Here is a 17334-nt window from a genome sequence, read left to right as displayed (position 1 = left end):
CATTTCTTTTTAATTTCATTTGAATAAAATGATAAAACTTCTTTAGCGGACTTGCAATAAGCTAATTTATGAGCAATACCGCTATTTGCATTATACTTCCGTTCCTGAATTACATTACCAGGCTTTTTAAACCCTAACGATAAAACTTCTTTATCATATCTCATGTAACTTATTACTGTATTATATGGGAGTGTTACTACTAGCATGATTATACGTGTTTAATCCAATTAACTAAAGGGTATTCATTTTTTGCCATGCGAATAGTATCATGTTGTATTTGTCTTACTTGCATAATCATATCAATTTTACGTTGCTTATCGGCGGTTGTATCTGCTGGCACGTCTTTAATATCTCTTACTGTTCTTTTATTGTCTCTTAATGCTACTTTAAATATCATAAAGGAGGCATCTCTAAATTGTTTTTCCATGGTTATATAGTTTTTAGTGTTTAAATCCAAAGTGAATAGTTCCTTTTCTGTCTTTAAATGCAATCATTGTGTCTGGTGCCTGTCTATCAATTGAGACTAAGTCAATCTCTTCGGGCATTTCATATTTATTTTGATTTTTAGTTTCTCCAACCATTATACCTAATGAAAATGTGCCTATAATTGCCATTAACACAGCTGTTGTTTTTATTATTGCTTCCATGATTTCTATTTATTAAGTTGGTTTAAATTATAATTTGTTTACTAGCAATATTTCAATATAAAGGGGTTCAAACTTCCGCTTTCCATAAATAATCTTAAAAAATCGTCTTTGTCTGCTATTAGTCCGCCAGTGCCCATAATATTTTCTTCTTTTTCTTCATCGTTAATATCAACCGTTTCAAGTCTTACGCCTCCGTAAGATGAAACGCTCAGCCTTATATAGTCGCTTTTTGCCTCCATTACTTCGTTAATTTGCTCTTCCGTAATAAAGTTCATTACTTCTGTTAAATTGTCTTTTGTTATCATAATTTCTAATTTTTAGGGGGTTATTTGTTTATTTTATTGTTTAAATTATAATTCCTTTTTGCTCTTCGGCGGCGGTTCCAATTACTCACCTTTTACTAATCCTTCTCTTAATACTTGTAAGTAATATACTAATTCATCTATATACTCTACATTAAGACTTAACCACTTTGTTTTATTTCCTTCATAATCTGATATACACACACTATAAGTACGATCACCAAAAGGCTCATTTAATTTATCTAACTCTTTCTTATAATAGCTATCAGAAGCTACTACGTTACTCCTAACACCACCTAACCGCTTATCTATACTTTCCATTATCTTTATGTTTTAAATTGTTTATACTAATTCCCTTTAAATAATCAACCTATATCCCCATTTATCCAATTGTAACCGCTTACAAACGACTAATATGTGGGAGGATTATATAATTATTATACCTCCAACTATCTAACTATCAACTATTTACGCTTTAAAATACTCATGTGCAATTTACTTTCTAAGTCACTAACTAAGTCGCCTAAAATCTGGCTTAGATCACCTAAATGGAGTGCTTGGAGGTCACATATACAGTCGAATTCTTGGTTTATTGAGTTAATTACGCCTAATTCTTTGTATGCGCTTAAAATACAGGCTATCGCGCTATGTTTTTCTTCTCTTTCTTGCATCATTAATGCATTAAGTCTAGTTGTTATTTGTGGATTTCTCATGTTTTCTAGGGTTTTTAGTGTTTGTTTACTCAGTGAATTAAAAATAAAGTGTCGTTTATGCGAGGGTTATATAAAAACCACTCAGTCAAATGGTGGTTTCGCCCTTTTTAATCTTCAAGCTCTTGTTTTAAGTCTTGTAAAATATCATCATCGCAATCAGCGTCCCAGTTATCGCGAATAACTTTTAATTCGTTTATAATCTCTTCTCCTAGGATATATACATACATATTACATACATGCTCGGCTTCCGATAAGTCGGTACTAACTTCGCCAAACTGGTCCTGTTCGTAGTCCTTAATAACCTCCATTGCGTTAAATATTCCGCCGTTTGCTATTAACCATTTTTCAGCTTCAAAGCGTCCTATGATAAAGTAATCAGTATTAAACACTTCGTGGTGTATTTCACTTACTGGTTTACCGTTTAATCTTCCGTCGTTAATAGCATCTATGATTAAGCTTTTTAACTCTTGTTTAGTGTTTCTGTTCATGGCTTTATGTTTTAAATGTTTATGTTAGTTTGTTTCCTTGTATCAAATATACAACTGATTGAAACGAAATAAAAGCTTTTCGCATAGTTATATAACCACTAACAAATTTGTTTAACCACTCATCACATTAGTATAAGATTTGGACGTTAATTGACGTTAGTTGTGTAAGATTGAATGTATTGTTGAGTGTCCGCCGATGCTCAAATTAATATCGTGCCAAACTCTTATTTTTTGGATATATTACATAAGTGGTAGATATATAGGATAAACGGCAGGCTTATCTCTAATTCTAATAGCTTCAATATACCTTACAATAGTCCGCTAAATTAATTCTATGCGATTCTAAGCGATTAGGATATTTATGCGTCTTATCTAATTGTAGTCGTTTGTAAACGGCTATGCTAATTGTATCATATAAAACTAATTCAATATTGAATTATAAATGCGTGTTTGTTCGAGCTTATTAATTATCGGCGGACTATACAAATTGTTTATGCAAGGCGGCGGATGTACCAAAGTATTAATTTATTGTAATGACTATATAAAATATAACAAGGATAAAACAAACACATATCCATAAACCAACAAGCTAACTGGTATAAAACCCTCCTTTCTAATCCCTAATTCCTTTTGTCTTAAAACCTATTTTAGCTTTTGACTCCCCCCGTACCAGCATTTCGATTATACTTTTCGAAAGCAGGCTATATAGTCCCCTCACTTAAAATATTTTTATAATTTTTTTTCTTTGATATAATTAACAATTGGATTACCTTACTTAAAATATTTTTATATTTTTTTTTAGGAAAGTGTAACTAAAGTGTAACTTTTATTTATTTGTGACGTATAAGTAGGAAAAAAGATATGGGGTATGGAGTAGTAATAAGTGACAAAGGTACGTTTGGGTTTGAGACTAAGGAAGGGTGGGATGAATTTCATAGATTAGAAGATTTAAGGAGATTAAACGAAAAGGAGTACGCTAGGCAATATAAGTCAGAGAAAGCTCATTACGTGTTCCATGGAGGCTGTTTAGGCTGTGTTACGTCATTACATTATGGATTAGGTAATTGTTTAGGGTGTAGTTATTTTGGAGAAGGGAGTAATATTAGTTTAAAGATTGAAGATTTTAGTAAGTAATTGGGGTAATGTAATATATAAAACTAAGAAGATATGAGGTTTGAAATAAAGAATAAGTCTTACGCAAGCTCTATTATGTATAGAGTGTGTAAGGGATTGAATATTTCCGAGAATGATATTAAAAGTGGTAGTAGAATAGCTAAGGTAGTTGAGGCAAGGGCGTTGATTTGTAAATTACTAAGAGATGGCGAAGAGTGTTATGAAAGTATAGGTTTAGTTGTAAATAGAGACCATAGTAGTGTGATATATTTAGTTAAAATGCATGATAAATACATTAATAAAAGTGAAGTATATAAAGAGCATTATAATTTATTGAACTCTATTAATATTACCTTAAGTGTTATGGATAGGATTAATTATCATAAAAATAAAATTGAAGAATTATATAAGAAAATAATTGTGACCTTTTAAGATAATTAGAGTATAAGTATGTATGGGAGATAAGAATAAGGGTACCGCCGAAGTTGCGGGTAGAAAATTGATTATATGCAGAAGCTAACATTAATAGAGGATATAAGTCCTGAGGAATTAGTAAGGTATTATCTACCAGAATCGGATGATGAAGATGTGGATTGGATATTATGGAATAAAACTTGTTTTCCTTATGGACCGATAAGTAAGATTAATGATATGGTGTACGCTCACTATTTAAAAATTAAGAATATAACTCAAAATTGAATTAAAAAACATAAAATAATGGAAAACAAAGTTTCAGAAAAAGAAAAATATTATACGCCAAGTATTCAGGAATTTCATGTTGGGTTTGAATGTGAATGGCAATGTAAAATTAGAAAAGAAACATGGAATAAGCAGATTTGTGATACTGATTTAGTGAATATAGCTTATAGTGCAATTGAGCATTCTGATGAAGAAGAGCTGTATTCAGAACAGTTTAGAGTAAAATACTTAGATAAAGAAGATATAGAAAGTTTTGGGTTTAAGTTTGACGGAAAAGGAACTTATAAATTAAGTAATTATTGTTTAACGGGTCAGTTAGAATATCAGAACATAGAAATTGAACAAACCCATGAAGATGTTTGTATGGGAGAATGGAAGTATTATGACGAATTAATTTTTAGAGGTAAAATTAAAAATAAATCAGAATTTTCAAGGTTATTAAAACAATTATCAATAATTTAGCCATGGTGAAACAAGAGAATAGAATAAAGCCTTATGCGATATATGATAGCAACTATATGTTGGCTGGAGTAGAATTGTATAGTGGCGGAGAGAATGATCCAATAGTAGATGCTACGATATATGCTAGAGATAACTTAGCTTTTGATGCTAATGGTAATAAGTTACCTTTTAGTTTACAGGTTGGTATGCCTGCGCAAGACATAAATAGGGATTTAGGATTTTTAGAAGATAAACCTAAGACTTATAGGAGGTGGGACCAGAAGATATGCATTACTATTATTGTATGGAGTAATATAGATGACTATTTTTTCTTTGAAGATAGTGAGAGTTCGTGGGGTGAAATAATTTAATTTAAGTATTATGTATAAAAAAGGGTATATAAGTGGGCCAACTACGATAACAGGAATGAGATATTTAGATGTAAATGGAGTAGAACATTTTGTTAAAGCTAATAAGCCAATCTTAATTAGACTTCCAGATGATGAATGGATTGATTTATACGGAAGTGAAGATTGGAAAAAATATAAAAAAGATAGAGATAATGGCAAGTAACGACGAATATCAACAACAAAGAAGTTTTAAGGTAAAGAAAAGGGTTTCGTTAATGGTAGAATTAGCTGAATATTGCGAGAAATTCACAAATGATTGTGATGTTTTTTGGTTAGAAAAGCACAATAAGTCTTTATTAAAATCAGAAGAAGAATACATAACAAATAAAACCAAATATATATGAAAAGAACAATTAAAAAAATCACTGTACAGACAGGCGGATTAAAAGGATTAATCTTAGAAGGTCGAGAAGATGTAGCTAAGGATAACAAGATTACGGAAGATGGATTCAAGTTGACTAAACGTCATCCTATAAATGCAGACTTAGAAGATAAGCTTAAAGAATTTAGGTTCTTTGCTTTAGATATTTGCGGACTTATCACAGATGAAACTCGTAAAGCAGAGAAAGTAACTTTATTAGAAGGATGTGATGTATTAAGTATTGAATTTGAAGGAGGAGTAACTGGTTACTTCAAAATTAAAGTAGCGAGTAGAGTATTTGATACTAAGACTATTACTTTAACTACACCCAAGACAGACTCTAGTGATGGATATGAGTACTTCGATACGGTAATGAATGTTATTGAGTCTTTATTAGAAGAAGTGGAGCAGTACGAGAAAGGATTGAAAAAGATTAGTGATGAAGACTTAATGATAAGTTATATTCGTCACGGTAAGGATAAAAGTATGGATATGGATAAATTGAATGAGATGTCGGCGGAGGAAAAAGCTGATTATTGTCAAGGCATCTTAGAGAAGTTAGGGTGCTTAGTTATTCGTCCTGATGAAGTATATGAAGAAGGAGAAACAGAAGAAGTATCTTTAGAAACTAAGGTAGTATCTGCCGAAAATGAATTATTTGATGCTTCTAATATGAATTTAGTAGATAAAGAAGAAAGTAATTCTATTCCTGAAGGAGAAGGTTTGTGGCCAATGCTAAAATCTAAACCAAATATAGAACCTTTGACATTAGAAATAGCCGAAAAAGTTAAACTTAAAAAATAAACATGATTCACAATCTATTTCCAAATGAGGTGTATTTAGAACCTAACGAGCATAAGTATTATGATTCCGAAGGTAAGCAATACATCTCATTTTCGGCACTATATGGCAAGCTTGTAAAGAAGTTTGACGCAGATAAGATAAGTAAGTTAGTAAGCAAGTATGGTGATAAGTCCGCGAATGATGTAAAGGCAAGTTGGGAACAAACTGCTACTAACGGAACACGTATAGACAAGGCACTAGAAAGATATGCTCAAACAGCTACCATATCAGAAGAAGATAGTGATTTAGCAGAGCTTGCTCCCGATATATTAAAGAAGTATAAGGTATATAATAAAACATACGAGCAAGGAATACCTTATTCCAAAGATTATAGAGTGGCTGGCAGTTGGGATAAGCTAAGTTTAACTTCTAATAGAAAAGATAGCAAATTCCATTTATCAGACTTTAAATGCTTTGAGAAAGGACTACCGTCTTTATTTACAGTTAGTGGACAACCTTGGTTACACGCTCCTTTTAATCACTTGCCCAATACGAAGTACACTAAGATAAGTTTTCAGTTGTCTTTCTACGCGCATTTATTTGAAGAATTAACAGGGCGAGGATGTGAGAGATTATTTATAGATTTAATAACTCCTGTATTTGATAGTAACCATAGATTACTAAGTTATGCTAACGAAGTGGTACCTATAATGTATCTAAAGAATGATGTAAAAATATTCTTAGAAACCTTCAAAGGGGAAATAATAGATATGCTTGATGGAACTTTAGATGTATTTGCGACATCCGAAGAAGAAGAAATATTTTAAAAACTAATTCAAAATTGAATTAAAAAACATAAAATAATGGAAAATAAGTGGTGTGTTAGGTATGTATTATGTAGTGATAGATGTAGTTTAAATACACTGTCGCTTATTCCTTTCGGCGGATTCGGAGAAGGAGAAGGTAAATATACTTCAGAAGAAACAAGTGTCGTAGTTAAGTTTATAGGGAATTATAAAGTTCCTCAATTTGACGATAAGTTTAGTGGATGGGAAGAATTTAGGGATAAATTAAATAAAGAAATATATAATATTTACGGAAAATAAAATGAAATCATTTATAACATCAATTTCAATTACACTACTAGGCGGATATATAGTGTCTATGGTAGTGGCTAATGAAGATATAAGAATACTTATTAAAAATGATAATAAGAGATTCGCTGACACTCCGAGTTACTACAAAAAATACATAAGAGAAAGTATAGTTTATAAGAATAATCATAAATAGCCTTGGGAGGGCTTTGTAAAACCTACAAATAAAATGGGAACAGAACAAATTGCACAATTAAAAATGAGATGCTACGAATTAGCAAAAGAAAGTCTTGGATTATACGGTCAAAATATACCTGTAGATAAGATTTTAATAGAAGCTAAAAAGATTCAAAAGTTTTTAGGTGTATAAGGATTGTAATTATTAATTAAGGTAACTATATACAATTTTACACTAAAAAATAAATAACAATTAAAAACTAAAAAAAATCATGGAAAAAACCATTAAAAACGGCGCTAATATAATAGCAGATGCCTTAGAGAAAATATCTAAAATTCTAAAACTAGAATATTCAGATGAAAATAAATTGGATGCAATTAAAGTTTTGGCTATGAATGCTCTTGCTGAATCTCATTCTACTGAAAGAGACGAAATAAATAAGTTAATCATTACTCGGTAACCGAATCTTGGATAGCTTTTACTTTAGTTTCAATATTAGATAATCCAAATAAAAGTATCTCACTAGCTCTAGCTAATGAGATACTTTTTGTGTTTTTAGCTTTTTTTCTTCTCTTGCATCTAAATATACTTTGCATAATAGAGGTAGTATAGTTGCATCATATTCGCTATCTTCTTTGCCATTCAAATCAATATAATCAGATTTGTTGAGCACTGCCTTTAACTCGTTGCTAACATAGGGTTGAAGGTTATTTGCGTCTAAAAAAGCTGGCATATTGGGCACACGAACTTCATTCTTTGCTCGACCCCGTTTAGTCCGTCCAAATGCTTTAAAAATAGCACTATAATTGATTATTCTAGTACCGTCCTCTAAAACAGCAACCTTTAATTGGAATATTTTATATAAGATTAATTAAAAATTACTAAATTAGCGGTGGGTAACGAGATGTTATACCACCGCTTTTGCGTAAAAACTATTTGCTATGTCTATGTTATTCTATGCCGATGTTAAAAACAACATCATATTACATCCAGATGTTATAAAACTTTGTCCAGAGCTTAGTTTACTAACAGATAAGGAGATTTTATTTATCATACTTTGCTATGATTACAATTCTATTTATAGGCAATTCCCTGAAAGACAAAGGCTATCTAAAGCTATATGGCATGTATGGCAAGATAATAAGCCGGAACTATTAGATGAAGATAAGCGTCCTCAAAAAATAAAGAAAGCGATAGAGGCGTATAAGTCTTTACAATATAATAGAAATATTGAATTGGTGGAGATGTATAATCGTAAGATTGATGATTTACTCAAAATTTTAGAAGAAGATAATTCCACAAACGGCATTAAGAATGCTATGGATAGTATTGATAGATTTAGAAAGGCTATCCGCGCGATAGAAGCAGAAATCATAGAGGAAAAACTTATTGACGGAGAACTAAAGGGTAATGTGAAGCGTAGTTTCTTAGAGGTTTTGCAATCTAATATTAAAATGTATTATGCAGTAACAGCTAAAAGAGGATAGATATGAATTACGCAGGGAAGAGAATAGAAGATTTGCCAATACCTCAGTTACCATATATTAAATCGAAGGGATTTATGCCGAATCCAGTAGTAGTAAATGGCATTCCAGAATACGCGGATAGTATATCTAATCCTAAATGTATAGGCACTCCAGAACATGAACAGTATTGGACGGAGCAATTATATAGATGTATTAATGGTTATCAGACGGGTGGAATATTTTTGCCCGGAAGATTCTATTATTATATGAATTTTAACTCTATGGCAACCGTAACAGGCGTAATTACTCCAGACTTTTGCGATATGCACTTACAGTTAGCTTATGTAGTGGAGTTCTGTAAAGATAATAACCTAAATTTAGTACTACCAAAAAAGCGTAGAGCCGGAGTATCTGAGTTCTTTCAGAAAGCAGTAGTAGATTATGGTTATAGGTTTATTCCTGCCTATCACGCAGGCGTGGCAGCGGGTAAAAAGACGTATGCGGATGACTTTATTAAGAAGCTTAAAATATCAGAATCATTATTGGTACCTGAGTTTAAGTTGAATCAATTAACTAAGAATGAAGAGGAGATTACTTCGGGATATGTAGTAGTAGAAAATGGTAAAGATGTAGAGAAGGGGATAAAGACAGAGATTTACATAAGAACTGCACATAATAATCCAAATATATTAAAAGGAACTTATTTGAATGATGTTATTTGCGAAGAGGCAGGTGAGTTTGAGAATTTTAAAGAGTTTTATTCTGCTACTAAGGATGCTTTAACAGACGGCGGAGTGCAGGTAGGGGTAATGTATATTTTCGGTACAGGAGGTAATATTAATAAAGGCTCTAAGGATTTTAAGTTTATCGTAGAGAATTTAAAAGATGTTAATGCTATTATGTTTGTATTAACTGGGGAAAGATTTAAAAAACCTTATTACGGTGGAGCAACTCGCAAGGGCAAGGTAATAGGGATAACTCCAAATTTATCTAAGATTTATAAACCTTATCAATTAATAGGGTGTGAAGATTTAGTTGCCGCCAAGGAAGATATTTTAAAAGAGCGCGAAGAACTTAAAAAGGGAGAGCTTAAACTTTACTTAGAACACTTACAAAATAATCCACTTACTCAGGCGGAGATATTTAGAAAGATGTTTAGTAATAAATTTGATATACAAAAAATAAATGCTCAACAGGATGAGATTTTAATCAATAAGGACAAATACTTAAAGTGGAAATTAGAATGGATAACTAACGATAAAGGAGAAAGGATAAATCCATTAAGGGTAAAAGCTATTCCTGCCAAAGATACAGATGATGAAAGTGATTGTATTTTAATACTTAATGAATATCATCCAGATAAAAAGTATAAGAATTTATTTGTTGCGGGAATTGATAGTTATGATCAAGACGTAGCGGTATCTAAGTCTTTAGGAGGCATGTGCGTAATTACTCGCCCTAATCCATTTGGAATTCCATTTAATATGCCAGTAGCAGTTATTTGTACCCGTCCAAAAAGAAAAGAAATATTCTTTGAAATGTGTTTGAAGTTATCTGTTTATTATGATTTAGTTGGAAATACATTAGGTGATTTGGCGAGTAGTTCTGGTATATTAGCTTGGTATAAAAACAATGGATGTACTAAATATTTAGCGCATAGACCTATAAAATTTGAAAGCGAAAATAGCGAGCAGAAAAGTGAATTTTGGTTTAGATTAATAGCGCATAGTAGAAATTTAATGGTAGGAGCTATGCAGACAGCTATATATGACCATGTACAAAATATTTGGTTTCCTGAATTAATTAATCAGTTAGGTAACTTTGATGAAGTAGAAATAGGAAGTGATAATGACTTGGCGGATGCTTATGGAATTGCAATAGTACAATCTATTAGTTTGAATGTTGCTCCGAGAGATGATACTTATCAGGAAAAAGAAGACCCATTTAGTCTTCCTGGATGGCATAAAGATAAGTTTGGAAATATGGTTCCGTTTGGAGAATTTACAAGGCCAGAAAATCCTGAAACAGATTATGAAGGTTTTGGTAGTTAGTTAATTAAATTTTACTATTTTTGAGTAAAAATACATAACATGAGGTCCTTTCCAGATCAAGCAATTCCAGAGTCAAAAAAAACGCCTGATTGGTGTAGACTTCATTTAGATTACGGCCAAGATTTACTTAGAAACTCTAATTATCAAAGAGGACTAATGGATGAGTCTTTTAAATCATACAACGGTATAAAGCCACCAGAAAGTGTATTATATTTAACTAAAACTTACGGCAAACAAAATAGAGCTAAGTTTATTCCTTACAGGGCGCATAGTTCTAAGATTAAATTAATGGTAGGAGAGTTTTTAACTCGTCCTTTAAACGCTACCGTAGAAACTATAAATAGAGAAGCTAAATCTGAAAAGATGGCGCAGATGGATTTTATGTACGGAGCTATGGAGGCTAAAGCTGAATTAACTCATCTTAAAGATAAGGTAGGGGTAGATGTAATGGAGGGTGCGCCAATACCTGATGGAGAAGACGATCCGACGTTTGAGAGAATGTCTCCAAAAGATAAGGAAGAAAGTATCATGCAAATTATATTAAATGAGCAAATACCTTCTTTAGATTTAAAGCAAAAATTCTCTAATGATTTGTTAAATTGCGCGGTTACATCAATGATTTATGGTAAGATAGAAAGAGATGAAGAAGGAGAAACTCAGTATATCAGTATTGACCCACGAGATGCTATTTATGAAGAAATAAAAGGAGATACATATTTAGAGAAAAGTCCTATTATGGGATGCCGTCAATGGCTATCTGTGCATGATGTATTAAGAAGATACAGATTAACGCCTGCGCAAGTAGAGAAGCTAAAAGATATATCTAGTAATCCAGAGAGTTATATTTCACAAGCTGGTAATGTAATTAGGCATTCACCTGTTGGCGGATTAGTAGTAGAAGTAATCCATATAGAATGGAAGTCTGTTAAAGCTATGTATTTTAAGAAAGTTCTTAAAACAGCTACTCAATTAGCATTTGACTCAAGCGAGAAGTACATCTATACAGAAATGGACACAGAAGCTTATGAGAAGAATATTGATTGGCATAAGCAACAAGTAGAGAAAGGTAAATATGAGATTGAAGTAAGATATATGGAAGACCTATGGGAAGCAACTCGTATAGGTGGGCTTAAAGAATTAGATACTAACATGCGCCGTGCACAATTTCAAATGAGAAGTGTGGATGACCCAACTAAAATATTAAGTGGTTCTTATACAGGCTACTTATGTGGAACAGTAGATGGAAGACGTATCTCATTAATGAATGAAATGGAGAATTGGTCTAATATATTTGATATTGTAATGTATCAGATATTGAAAGATGTAAATAAACATAAGGGTACATTCATAGGATTTAACACAGCTACATTAGGCATCAAAAAATCTGTAACTCAATTAAATTACGATATTGTAAATGATAGTTTTTTCACTTATGATACATCAGCAAGCGGTAACTTTCACGGTAGAGATTCTATGCAAGGAGACCCTGTTAAGGTACATGATTTAGGATTAAGCTCATCGTTTCCGCAATTAATGGCATTAAAAAATGACATCTTAAACATGATGGATAAGATGACTGGAATTAACAATGATAGAGAAGGTCAAATACAGGCTAGTGCAACTGCAACTAATACTAATTCAGCTATTCAAGCTTCTAGGACAATAACAGAACCATTCTTTTACGGAGTGTATCTTTATATCAATAAAACTTTAACTAAGTTGGTGGAAAGTACAAAAGTTACTTGGGCATTCTATAAACTAGAGAAAGGTGAACAGATATTAGGAGTAAGTAAATTCAAATATTTAAAAGTATCTCAAGAGATAGGATTTAAAGATTACGGCGTTCATTTACAAGATGGAGGTAAGTACGCAGAGATTAAGCAGTTTATGCAAAGGATGATGGAAGCTTCTTTAAACGCAAAAGAAATGCGTCCTGAAGATGCTTTGAAGTTTTTAATATCTGAATCATTTGCGGATCAAAAAGCTGTATTAGAAGAGTCTTGGGCTAAGATTAAAGAAATTGAAGGTCAATCACAACAAGCTAATATGCAGAACCAACAACAAATGCAGGCTCAACAATTACAACAACAGATAGCGTTAGCGAGAGAAGCAAGAGAGGATGAACAGTCTAATCAAAAAGATAATATTATCTTACAGGGAGATGTTGATATAAAGGTTCAGGCGGCAGCGGCAGGAAATAAGGTAATAGAAAATCAACACAAATTTATTAATGAGCAAGGCGCAGAGACAGAAGGAAGTTAAGTATTGCAAATGCAGGTAAAAGACCAACAAAAGATACTTTGATTAAATTAAAAGAATCTCATGCTAATCAAAAAAATGAAAACTTAAGGATATCTATAATTCAATTAGATTTTAACGGAAAATTTATAAAAAAATTTGAAAGTATCTCAGAAGCCTCAAGAGTTATGCAAGGTGATGCAAAAGGAAGCGCTAATTTAACCGCTTGCCTTAAAAAGAAAAGAAATTTATATAAAGGATATAAATGGGAATATCAATATAAATTTTCAAACGAAAATCTAAACAATACAAATATTTAATATATTTGACTTAAAATACAAAACATGACAAACGAGGAAACGATAGTAGTAGAAAATACTCAGCGAGACGCAGAGCCTACTCAAATGAAGCCGAATTTTGATTTATTATCAACTGATGCAACTTTAAACGGAAACGTAGAAGCTCCAAAAGAAGAAATTAAAAAAGAGGTTAAAACAGAAAATACACCAGCAGAAATTGCCGAAACGGAAATTGCTTTAGATGCGGATAAGCCTACTGAAGAAGTTAAAGAAGTTATTGCTGAAGAAGTTAAAGATGTTCCTGTAGAGGATGTATTAACTTTAGATGATGATAGCGCTACTGAAGGAGAAGCTGATAGTTGGGTATCTTATGCTAAATACGAAGGCTTAGAAATATCCGAAGATACTCCAGAAGCTTATATAACAGCTAAATTAGCAGTAGAAACTGAGTCATTGCAAAAGAAATTAGCGGAAGTAGATTCTAAAAAAATGGAAGATTACTTTCACGACTTAGACCCACGCACGCGCATGCAAATTGAACTTGAGAAATCGGGTTTAACGAGAGAACAAATTGAGGCTCCTTTAAACAACATAGCTAAATTTAAAGCTTTAACAGATGTAGAATTATACAGAGCTGATTTAGAAATAAGATTACCTAATGCTGATACGGACTTTATTGATAAGTATGTAGAAAATGCAACTGAAAATGGTCAAGTAGGATTAGAAGCAACAAGAATAAGATTAGAATTAGATGCGGAAGCGCAAGCAATAGAATCTAATTACCAACAAATAATTGAAAAATACAAAGCGAATAAAGATAACTTCTTGGCGGAAAAAAGCAAAGCGGAATCTGATTCAATAGTAAAAGCTCTGAATGAAATGTCAGACTTTATTGGTCAGCCACTTGCTCCAGAAACTAAGAAAGGCTTAACTGAAAGGTTCAATAATGGCAAGTACAACCAATTAATGAAAGACCCAATTATGCAAGCCAAATTTATAGCCTTTGTAGAGCTAGGAGACAAAGCCGTTAAAAATATTGAAGCTAAGAGCTACAATAAAGGTAAACTCGAAATAGCAAATAAACTGCATAACACACCGCCAGTAATAACTGGAGGAGCAGGAACAAACATGACAAACACAATAGAAGGGAATTTTGAACGATTAGAAAATGACGCTGTTTTGAAAGGTAAAAATTAAAAACTTAAACCTTAAAAATAACAAACAACTATGCCAACTTTAAATCCAGGTCAAACAAACCTAGTAAGAGGTACATTCTCAGCAGACTGTACCCTAGAGTCTGATTTAATTAGAAATCAGCAAAAATTTCCAGCTATCCGCCAAATGTTAGAGCGAGTAGACCAACGTCAATTAACAACTCTATTAACATCTGGAGCTGTTGGCCCTTACGGTATTGACATTAATAAGCCAACTAAATTTGGTAAAATCAAAGAAGGTCAAGCTATTGGAGACAATTCTTTACGTTTCAACGTAATGGGTCGTATTCAAAAATCTTCTACTATCCTATCTCAAGTAGGTGGTACTAATGCAGATGGTTCTTTTCAATTAATCATGAAAGATAACTACATCTACAAAGGTCAAATGGTAGTATTCTATGGTAATCGTTTCTCTGCAATGACTATGTCTGAACCTACTAAGGTAGCTGCTGGATGGTTATATTCATTCCAACACCCACAAAAAGAATTATTTGTATTCGCTACACACGTTGCTGCTCAACCAAGCGGAACTTATACTTGTTTCCCTTCTACAACTGGTTATGGAGAGAAGTCTTTAAAAGGATACGGTCGTGACCAATTCCCTGATACATTTATTGTAGATATGACTACTCAACGTAAGACTGTTAGTATTTCAGGTGATGCTGCTACTGACGTATTATGGTATGAATACATGTCTTCTAATGGTCCAGTTAAAGGTTGGAAATTCGAGAAAGTACGTCAAGCTGAAGCTCAATGGGCTATGGAAAATGAGTATGCTAAAATCTTCGGTATTTCTACTATGAAAAACTCTGATGGTTCTCGCGCGGGTGTAGCTAACTTAACTGATAATGAAACTGGTAACGGTATTATCATGGGTGACGGTATTGAAGAGCAAATCTCTGGAGGTAATGAATTATATGGTTCAGGTGTAAATGGAGAGGCTACAGAAGATGATTTTGTTGATTCAATGAAATTATTAACTAAGCAATCTTCTACATCTACAACAGGTGTAAACATTATCTTTATGACAGGTATTGATGGTTACTACAATGCTCAGAAGAAAATGGCTCGTTTTATTGCTGCTCAGAATGCACAATTAAAGCAAGACGTAGTAGGTGGTGCTGAAATCGAAGTAGGTTACCATATCATGAAAATGAACTTTGCAGGTAGTTCAGTATCTTTTGTACAACATCCTTTATTTGATGATGAATTACGTTTTCCTGAGAGAGGTAATGATGGTCAATTAATCATGTCAAGTACTTATATTGGTGGAGATTTAGGTTCATTTATGGATTCTAACATCGAAATTATACCTAAAGGTGCTTACGGAGTTAATCGTTCAAATATCACAGCTACTATTAATGGTATGACGGGTTTACCTGGAGATGCTATTACGGAAGAAGATGCTTGGAAGATGGCAATGTTAAAACAAGATTTACTTGTTATCTATAACACTAAAAAATGGATTATCATCCGTAAGGGTATGTAATCATTAAACAATTAAACTTAAAAATCCTAGCAGAAATGTTAGGATTTTTTATTTACATCTATTTCATAGTAAAATATATCATTTTCTTTTTTAATAAAATTAAATTTATAATTTTTCATTGGAAATTTTTTAATTATTTCTAAAAATGCAGTTTCAATAGTGTGGTTATTATTTTTTGTGTAATAATAGAATACGCTTTCGTTCCAAACATATCCTTTCATTGGGCCTATAATGCAAGCTAATTTATATGCGGATTCGCTTATAGTTGTTTGTATTTTCACTTTGTGCATAATTTATAATTTTACTAGTTAAACGCAGGTAAACCAAAAAGGTTACATAAAATAAGATTTAATTTTTTCTTTAAATCTATAAAATTTAGGGTTATTACAGGCATTATCGAAAGACTTTTCGGATTTAAAACATGATAAGAATGATTCAGGCTTTTTAAAATGATTAAATTCATAAAACATAACACCATCATTAGAAATATTTGCTATAATTTGCTTAGAGCATTCCTTTAACACAACTGCATTATTGTCATTTCTGATAATTTTTCCAAAATAAACTTCTTTTCCTAATCTTTTAAATAATTGCTTCTTTGTCATAGTTGTATAGTTTTATTAAATTGATAATGTATTTAAACGTATATAAATCAAAAAGGTTACGTTTATAATTCAACTTTGAGTTATTTTTACTTAAAATTAAGATTAGCAAACTCGCCATGGTATTTTTTAGCAGCCTCGTCATATTTTTTAGCGGCTAAAATTTCTCCTTCTTGGGTTAATGGAAAAGTTCCTAATTCTTTTTTTCTTGAATTATTTTTTATTTGAGCAACATATTTAATATACGTGTGTATTATCTCTTTTTTAACATTTCTACAGTAAACTTTTTTAACACTGACTCCTAAATACTTAGACGTTCTATTTTCTAAAACTTTCCTATTGGCACTATTTTGAGAGCTTGTAGCGATTCTTAAATTATTTTTTTGGTTATTCAAGGTGTTCCTGTCTTTATGGTCGACTAATATGTTTTTATCTGATAATGATAAAATAACTCTGTGCATTTTTATTAGCGTATATTTTTTATCGCCATTACTATATCTTTTTCCTGTAAATTCTTGTCTATATGCGTAAAATCTTCCGCCTCTTCCGTCTTTAGCAAACCACTTCCATTTATTTAAAAAAACATAATCTCCATCATCTACTTGAGTTATATAATCTCCTTTACCTAATTTTATCTCTTTCATAATAAAAAAACCTTAATGGCTTTCATCGGGCATGACTACTAACCAATAAGGTTTACTTTAAAAAAAATATCTTTGAGCGAATGCCCTCGCTTTTATAGCGCA

29 protein-coding genes are annotated in these 17334 nt (G+C 32.0%); 19 read left to right on the top strand and 10 right to left on the bottom strand.

Going from position 1 to position 17334, the window contains the following annotated elements:
• Positions 1–208: 208 nt before the first annotated feature.
• From Q0649_RS06265 to Q0649_RS06240, 6 genes are all read right to left on the bottom strand, one after another.
• Complete coding sequence (locus tag Q0649_RS06265) at positions 209–457, bottom strand: hypothetical protein (RefSeq protein ID WP_298838929.1); 249 nt, start codon at positions 455–457, stop codon at positions 209–211.
• Positions 441–614 (bottom strand): hypothetical protein, encoded by a 174-nt coding sequence (locus tag Q0649_RS06260; RefSeq protein WP_298838926.1) that lies wholly within the window; start codon positions 612–614, stop codon positions 441–443. The genes Q0649_RS06265 and Q0649_RS06260 overlap by 17 nt, the downstream gene beginning before the upstream one ends.
• Positions 615–688: 74 nt before the next feature.
• Positions 689–952: a hypothetical protein gene (locus Q0649_RS06255; RefSeq protein ID WP_298838924.1), complete on the bottom strand. Its 264-nt coding sequence runs from the start codon at positions 950–952 to the stop codon at positions 689–691.
• Between the two features lie 81 nt (positions 953–1033).
• Complete coding sequence (locus Q0649_RS06250) at positions 1034–1270, bottom strand: hypothetical protein (RefSeq protein WP_298838923.1); 237 nt, start codon at positions 1268–1270, stop codon at positions 1034–1036.
• 143 nt (positions 1271–1413) lie between these two features.
• On the bottom strand, positions 1414–1662 hold the full coding sequence (locus Q0649_RS06245) for a hypothetical protein (protein ID WP_298838921.1): 249 nt from the start codon (positions 1660–1662) through the stop codon (positions 1414–1416).
• A 107-nt stretch (positions 1663–1769) separates the two neighbouring features.
• Positions 1770–2150, bottom strand: coding sequence for a hypothetical protein (locus Q0649_RS06240; protein ID WP_298838919.1), 381 nt, complete (start codon positions 2148–2150; stop codon positions 1770–1772).
• 861 nt (positions 2151–3011) lie between these two features.
• Between Q0649_RS06240 and Q0649_RS06235 the strand changes: the two genes are divergently transcribed.
• The 13 genes from Q0649_RS06235 (at position 3012) to Q0649_RS06175 (ending at position 7689) form a co-directional block, all read left to right on the top strand.
• On the top strand, positions 3012–3284 hold the full coding sequence (locus Q0649_RS06235; RefSeq protein WP_298838916.1) for a hypothetical protein: 273 nt from the start codon (positions 3012–3014) through the stop codon (positions 3282–3284).
• 33 nt (positions 3285–3317) lie between these two features.
• Positions 3318–3695 (top strand): helix-turn-helix domain-containing protein, encoded by a 378-nt coding sequence (locus tag Q0649_RS06230; protein WP_298838914.1) that lies wholly within the window; start codon positions 3318–3320, stop codon positions 3693–3695.
• 75 nt (positions 3696–3770) lie between these two features.
• Entirely contained in the window at positions 3771–3962 is a 192-nt protein-coding gene (locus Q0649_RS06225) for a hypothetical protein (RefSeq protein WP_298838911.1), read from the top strand.
• 18 nt (positions 3963–3980) lie between these two features.
• Positions 3981–4424, top strand: a complete 444-nt coding sequence (locus Q0649_RS06220) for a hypothetical protein (protein WP_298838909.1) — start codon at positions 3981–3983, stop codon at positions 4422–4424.
• Between the two features lie 2 nt (positions 4425–4426).
• Positions 4427–4774, top strand: coding sequence for a hypothetical protein (locus tag Q0649_RS06215; RefSeq protein ID WP_298838906.1), 348 nt, complete (start codon positions 4427–4429; stop codon positions 4772–4774).
• 10 nt (positions 4775–4784) lie between these two features.
• Positions 4785–4976 carry a hypothetical protein gene (locus Q0649_RS06210; protein WP_298838903.1) on the top strand — a complete coding sequence of 64 codons (192 nt, stop codon included), beginning with the start codon at positions 4785–4787 and terminating at the stop codon, positions 4974–4976.
• Positions 4930–5157: a hypothetical protein gene (locus Q0649_RS06205; protein ID WP_298838901.1), complete on the top strand. Its 228-nt coding sequence runs from the start codon at positions 4930–4932 to the stop codon at positions 5155–5157. Before Q0649_RS06210 ends, Q0649_RS06205 begins: the two co-directional genes overlap by 47 nt.
• Entirely contained in the window at positions 5154–5978 is an 825-nt protein-coding gene (locus Q0649_RS06200; protein ID WP_298838899.1) for a hypothetical protein, read from the top strand. Before Q0649_RS06205 ends, Q0649_RS06200 begins: the two co-directional genes overlap by 4 nt.
• A gap of 2 nt (positions 5979–5980) precedes the next feature.
• A complete protein-coding gene (locus tag Q0649_RS06195) occupies positions 5981–6784 on the top strand; it encodes a hypothetical protein (protein WP_298838896.1) in 804 nt (267 codons plus the stop codon).
• Positions 6785–6820: 36 nt separating this feature from the next.
• Positions 6821–7063 (top strand): hypothetical protein, encoded by a 243-nt coding sequence (locus Q0649_RS06190; protein WP_298838893.1) that lies wholly within the window; start codon positions 6821–6823, stop codon positions 7061–7063.
• Position 7064: 1 nt separating this feature from the next.
• Positions 7065–7247 (top strand): hypothetical protein, encoded by a 183-nt coding sequence (locus Q0649_RS06185; protein WP_298838890.1) that lies wholly within the window; start codon positions 7065–7067, stop codon positions 7245–7247.
• Between the two features lie 33 nt (positions 7248–7280).
• On the top strand, positions 7281–7421 hold the full coding sequence (locus Q0649_RS06180) for a hypothetical protein (RefSeq protein WP_298838887.1): 141 nt from the start codon (positions 7281–7283) through the stop codon (positions 7419–7421).
• Between the two features lie 79 nt (positions 7422–7500).
• Positions 7501–7689 (top strand): hypothetical protein, encoded by a 189-nt coding sequence (locus Q0649_RS06175; protein WP_298838884.1) that lies wholly within the window; start codon positions 7501–7503, stop codon positions 7687–7689.
• Between the two features lie 72 nt (positions 7690–7761).
• On the opposite strand, the gene Q0649_RS06170 is transcribed toward Q0649_RS06175, so the two are convergent.
• Positions 7762–7962 carry a hypothetical protein gene (locus tag Q0649_RS06170; protein WP_298838880.1) on the bottom strand — a complete coding sequence of 67 codons (201 nt, stop codon included), beginning with the start codon at positions 7960–7962 and terminating at the stop codon, positions 7762–7764.
• Positions 7963–8170: 208 nt separating this feature from the next.
• Here Q0649_RS06170 and Q0649_RS06165 point away from each other — a divergent pair, with 208 nt between their 5' ends.
• From Q0649_RS06165 to Q0649_RS06140, 6 genes are read left to right on the top strand one after another with little or no spacing between them, the layout of a single operon-like run.
• A complete protein-coding gene (locus Q0649_RS06165; RefSeq protein ID WP_298838875.1) occupies positions 8171–8716 on the top strand; it encodes a hypothetical protein in 546 nt (181 codons plus the stop codon).
• A 2-nt stretch (positions 8717–8718) separates the two neighbouring features.
• Positions 8719–10746, top strand: a complete 2028-nt coding sequence (locus Q0649_RS06160; protein WP_298838872.1) for a hypothetical protein — start codon at positions 8719–8721, stop codon at positions 10744–10746.
• 39 nt (positions 10747–10785) lie between these two features.
• A complete protein-coding gene (locus Q0649_RS06155; protein WP_298838869.1) occupies positions 10786–13008 on the top strand; it encodes a hypothetical protein in 2223 nt (740 codons plus the stop codon).
• Positions 13009–13046: 38 nt separating this feature from the next.
• Positions 13047–13304, top strand: a complete 258-nt coding sequence (locus Q0649_RS06150) for an NUMOD1 domain-containing DNA-binding protein (protein ID WP_298838866.1) — start codon at positions 13047–13049, stop codon at positions 13302–13304.
• 24 nt (positions 13305–13328) lie between these two features.
• Positions 13329–14480, top strand: a complete 1152-nt coding sequence (locus tag Q0649_RS06145) for a hypothetical protein (protein WP_298838863.1) — start codon at positions 13329–13331, stop codon at positions 14478–14480.
• A 30-nt stretch (positions 14481–14510) separates the two neighbouring features.
• On the top strand, positions 14511–15986 hold the full coding sequence (locus Q0649_RS06140; protein ID WP_298838860.1) for a hypothetical protein: 1476 nt from the start codon (positions 14511–14513) through the stop codon (positions 15984–15986).
• Positions 15987–16024: 38 nt separating this feature from the next.
• Here Q0649_RS06140 and Q0649_RS06135 read toward each other — a convergent pair whose 3' ends face one another.
• The 3 genes from Q0649_RS06135 to Q0649_RS06125 all read right to left on the bottom strand — a co-directional run bounded on the left by Q0649_RS06135 (position 16025) and on the right by Q0649_RS06125 (position 17232).
• Positions 16025–16267 (bottom strand): hypothetical protein, encoded by a 243-nt coding sequence (locus Q0649_RS06135; protein WP_298838857.1) that lies wholly within the window; start codon positions 16265–16267, stop codon positions 16025–16027.
• 51 nt (positions 16268–16318) lie between these two features.
• Positions 16319–16591 (bottom strand): hypothetical protein, encoded by a 273-nt coding sequence (locus Q0649_RS06130; RefSeq protein WP_298838853.1) that lies wholly within the window; start codon positions 16589–16591, stop codon positions 16319–16321.
• Positions 16592–16677: 86 nt separating this feature from the next.
• On the bottom strand, positions 16678–17232 hold the full coding sequence (locus Q0649_RS06125) for an HNH endonuclease (RefSeq protein ID WP_298838850.1): 555 nt from the start codon (positions 17230–17232) through the stop codon (positions 16678–16680).
• Between the last annotated feature and the right edge of the window lie 102 nt (positions 17233–17334).

The sequence above is a fragment of the uncultured Clostridium sp. genome (assembly GCF_937920395.1).
Classification (GTDB): domain Bacteria; phylum Bacillota; class Clostridia; order Clostridiales; family Clostridiaceae; genus Clostridium_AD.
The sequence above is the reverse complement of the archived record's forward strand: the minus strand, read 5'-3'. Positions and strand labels throughout refer to the sequence as shown.

Bases quoted from the DNA above. Each gene is read 5' to 3' on its own strand.
- Q0649_RS06220 (WP_298838909.1), top strand. From the start codon at position 3,981: ATGGAAAACAAAGTTTCAGAAAAAGAAAAATATTATACGCCAAGTATT.
- Q0649_RS06160 (WP_298838872.1), top strand. From the start codon at position 8,719: ATGAATTACGCAGGGAAGAGAATAGAAGATTTGCCAATACCTCAGTTA.
- Q0649_RS06130 (WP_298838853.1), bottom strand. From the start codon at position 16,591: ATGACAAAGAAGCAATTATTTAAAAGATTAGGAAAAGAAGTTTATTTT.
- Q0649_RS06235 (WP_298838916.1), top strand. From the start codon at position 3,012: ATGGGGTATGGAGTAGTAATAAGTGACAAAGGTACGTTTGGGTTTGAG.
- Q0649_RS06185 (WP_298838890.1), top strand. From the start codon at position 7,065: ATGAAATCATTTATAACATCAATTTCAATTACACTACTAGGCGGATAT.
- Q0649_RS06140 (WP_298838860.1), top strand. From the start codon at position 14,511: ATGCCAACTTTAAATCCAGGTCAAACAAACCTAGTAAGAGGTACATTC.
- Q0649_RS06145 (WP_298838863.1), top strand. From the start codon at position 13,329: ATGACAAACGAGGAAACGATAGTAGTAGAAAATACTCAGCGAGACGCA.
- Q0649_RS06215 (WP_298838906.1), top strand. From the start codon at position 4,427: ATGGTGAAACAAGAGAATAGAATAAAGCCTTATGCGATATATGATAGC.
- Q0649_RS06195 (WP_298838896.1), top strand. From the start codon at position 5,981: ATGATTCACAATCTATTTCCAAATGAGGTGTATTTAGAACCTAACGAG.
- Q0649_RS06175 (WP_298838884.1), top strand. From the start codon at position 7,501: ATGGAAAAAACCATTAAAAACGGCGCTAATATAATAGCAGATGCCTTA.
- Q0649_RS06200 (WP_298838899.1), top strand. From the start codon at position 5,154: ATGAAAAGAACAATTAAAAAAATCACTGTACAGACAGGCGGATTAAAA.
- Q0649_RS06225 (WP_298838911.1), top strand. From the start codon at position 3,771: ATGCAGAAGCTAACATTAATAGAGGATATAAGTCCTGAGGAATTAGTA.
- Q0649_RS06190 (WP_298838893.1), top strand. From the start codon at position 6,821: ATGGAAAATAAGTGGTGTGTTAGGTATGTATTATGTAGTGATAGATGT.
- Q0649_RS06210 (WP_298838903.1), top strand. From the start codon at position 4,785: ATGTATAAAAAAGGGTATATAAGTGGGCCAACTACGATAACAGGAATG.
- Q0649_RS06250 (WP_298838923.1), bottom strand. From the start codon at position 1,270: ATGGAAAGTATAGATAAGCGGTTAGGTGGTGTTAGGAGTAACGTAGTA.
- Q0649_RS06240 (WP_298838919.1), bottom strand. From the start codon at position 2,150: ATGAACAGAAACACTAAACAAGAGTTAAAAAGCTTAATCATAGATGCT.
- Q0649_RS06170 (WP_298838880.1), bottom strand. From the start codon at position 7,962: ATGCCAGCTTTTTTAGACGCAAATAACCTTCAACCCTATGTTAGCAAC.
- Q0649_RS06245 (WP_298838921.1), bottom strand. From the start codon at position 1,662: ATGAGAAATCCACAAATAACAACTAGACTTAATGCATTAATGATGCAA.
- Q0649_RS06260 (WP_298838926.1), bottom strand. From the start codon at position 614: ATGGCAATTATAGGCACATTTTCATTAGGTATAATGGTTGGAGAAACT.
- Q0649_RS06230 (WP_298838914.1), top strand. From the start codon at position 3,318: ATGAGGTTTGAAATAAAGAATAAGTCTTACGCAAGCTCTATTATGTAT.
- Q0649_RS06125 (WP_298838850.1), bottom strand. From the start codon at position 17,232: ATGAAAGAGATAAAATTAGGTAAAGGAGATTATATAACTCAAGTAGAT.
- Q0649_RS06180 (WP_298838887.1), top strand. From the start codon at position 7,281: ATGGGAACAGAACAAATTGCACAATTAAAAATGAGATGCTACGAATTA.
- Q0649_RS06255 (WP_298838924.1), bottom strand. From the start codon at position 952: ATGATAACAAAAGACAATTTAACAGAAGTAATGAACTTTATTACGGAA.
- Q0649_RS06155 (WP_298838869.1), top strand. From the start codon at position 10,786: ATGAGGTCCTTTCCAGATCAAGCAATTCCAGAGTCAAAAAAAACGCCT.
- Q0649_RS06165 (WP_298838875.1), top strand. From the start codon at position 8,171: ATGTCTATGTTATTCTATGCCGATGTTAAAAACAACATCATATTACAT.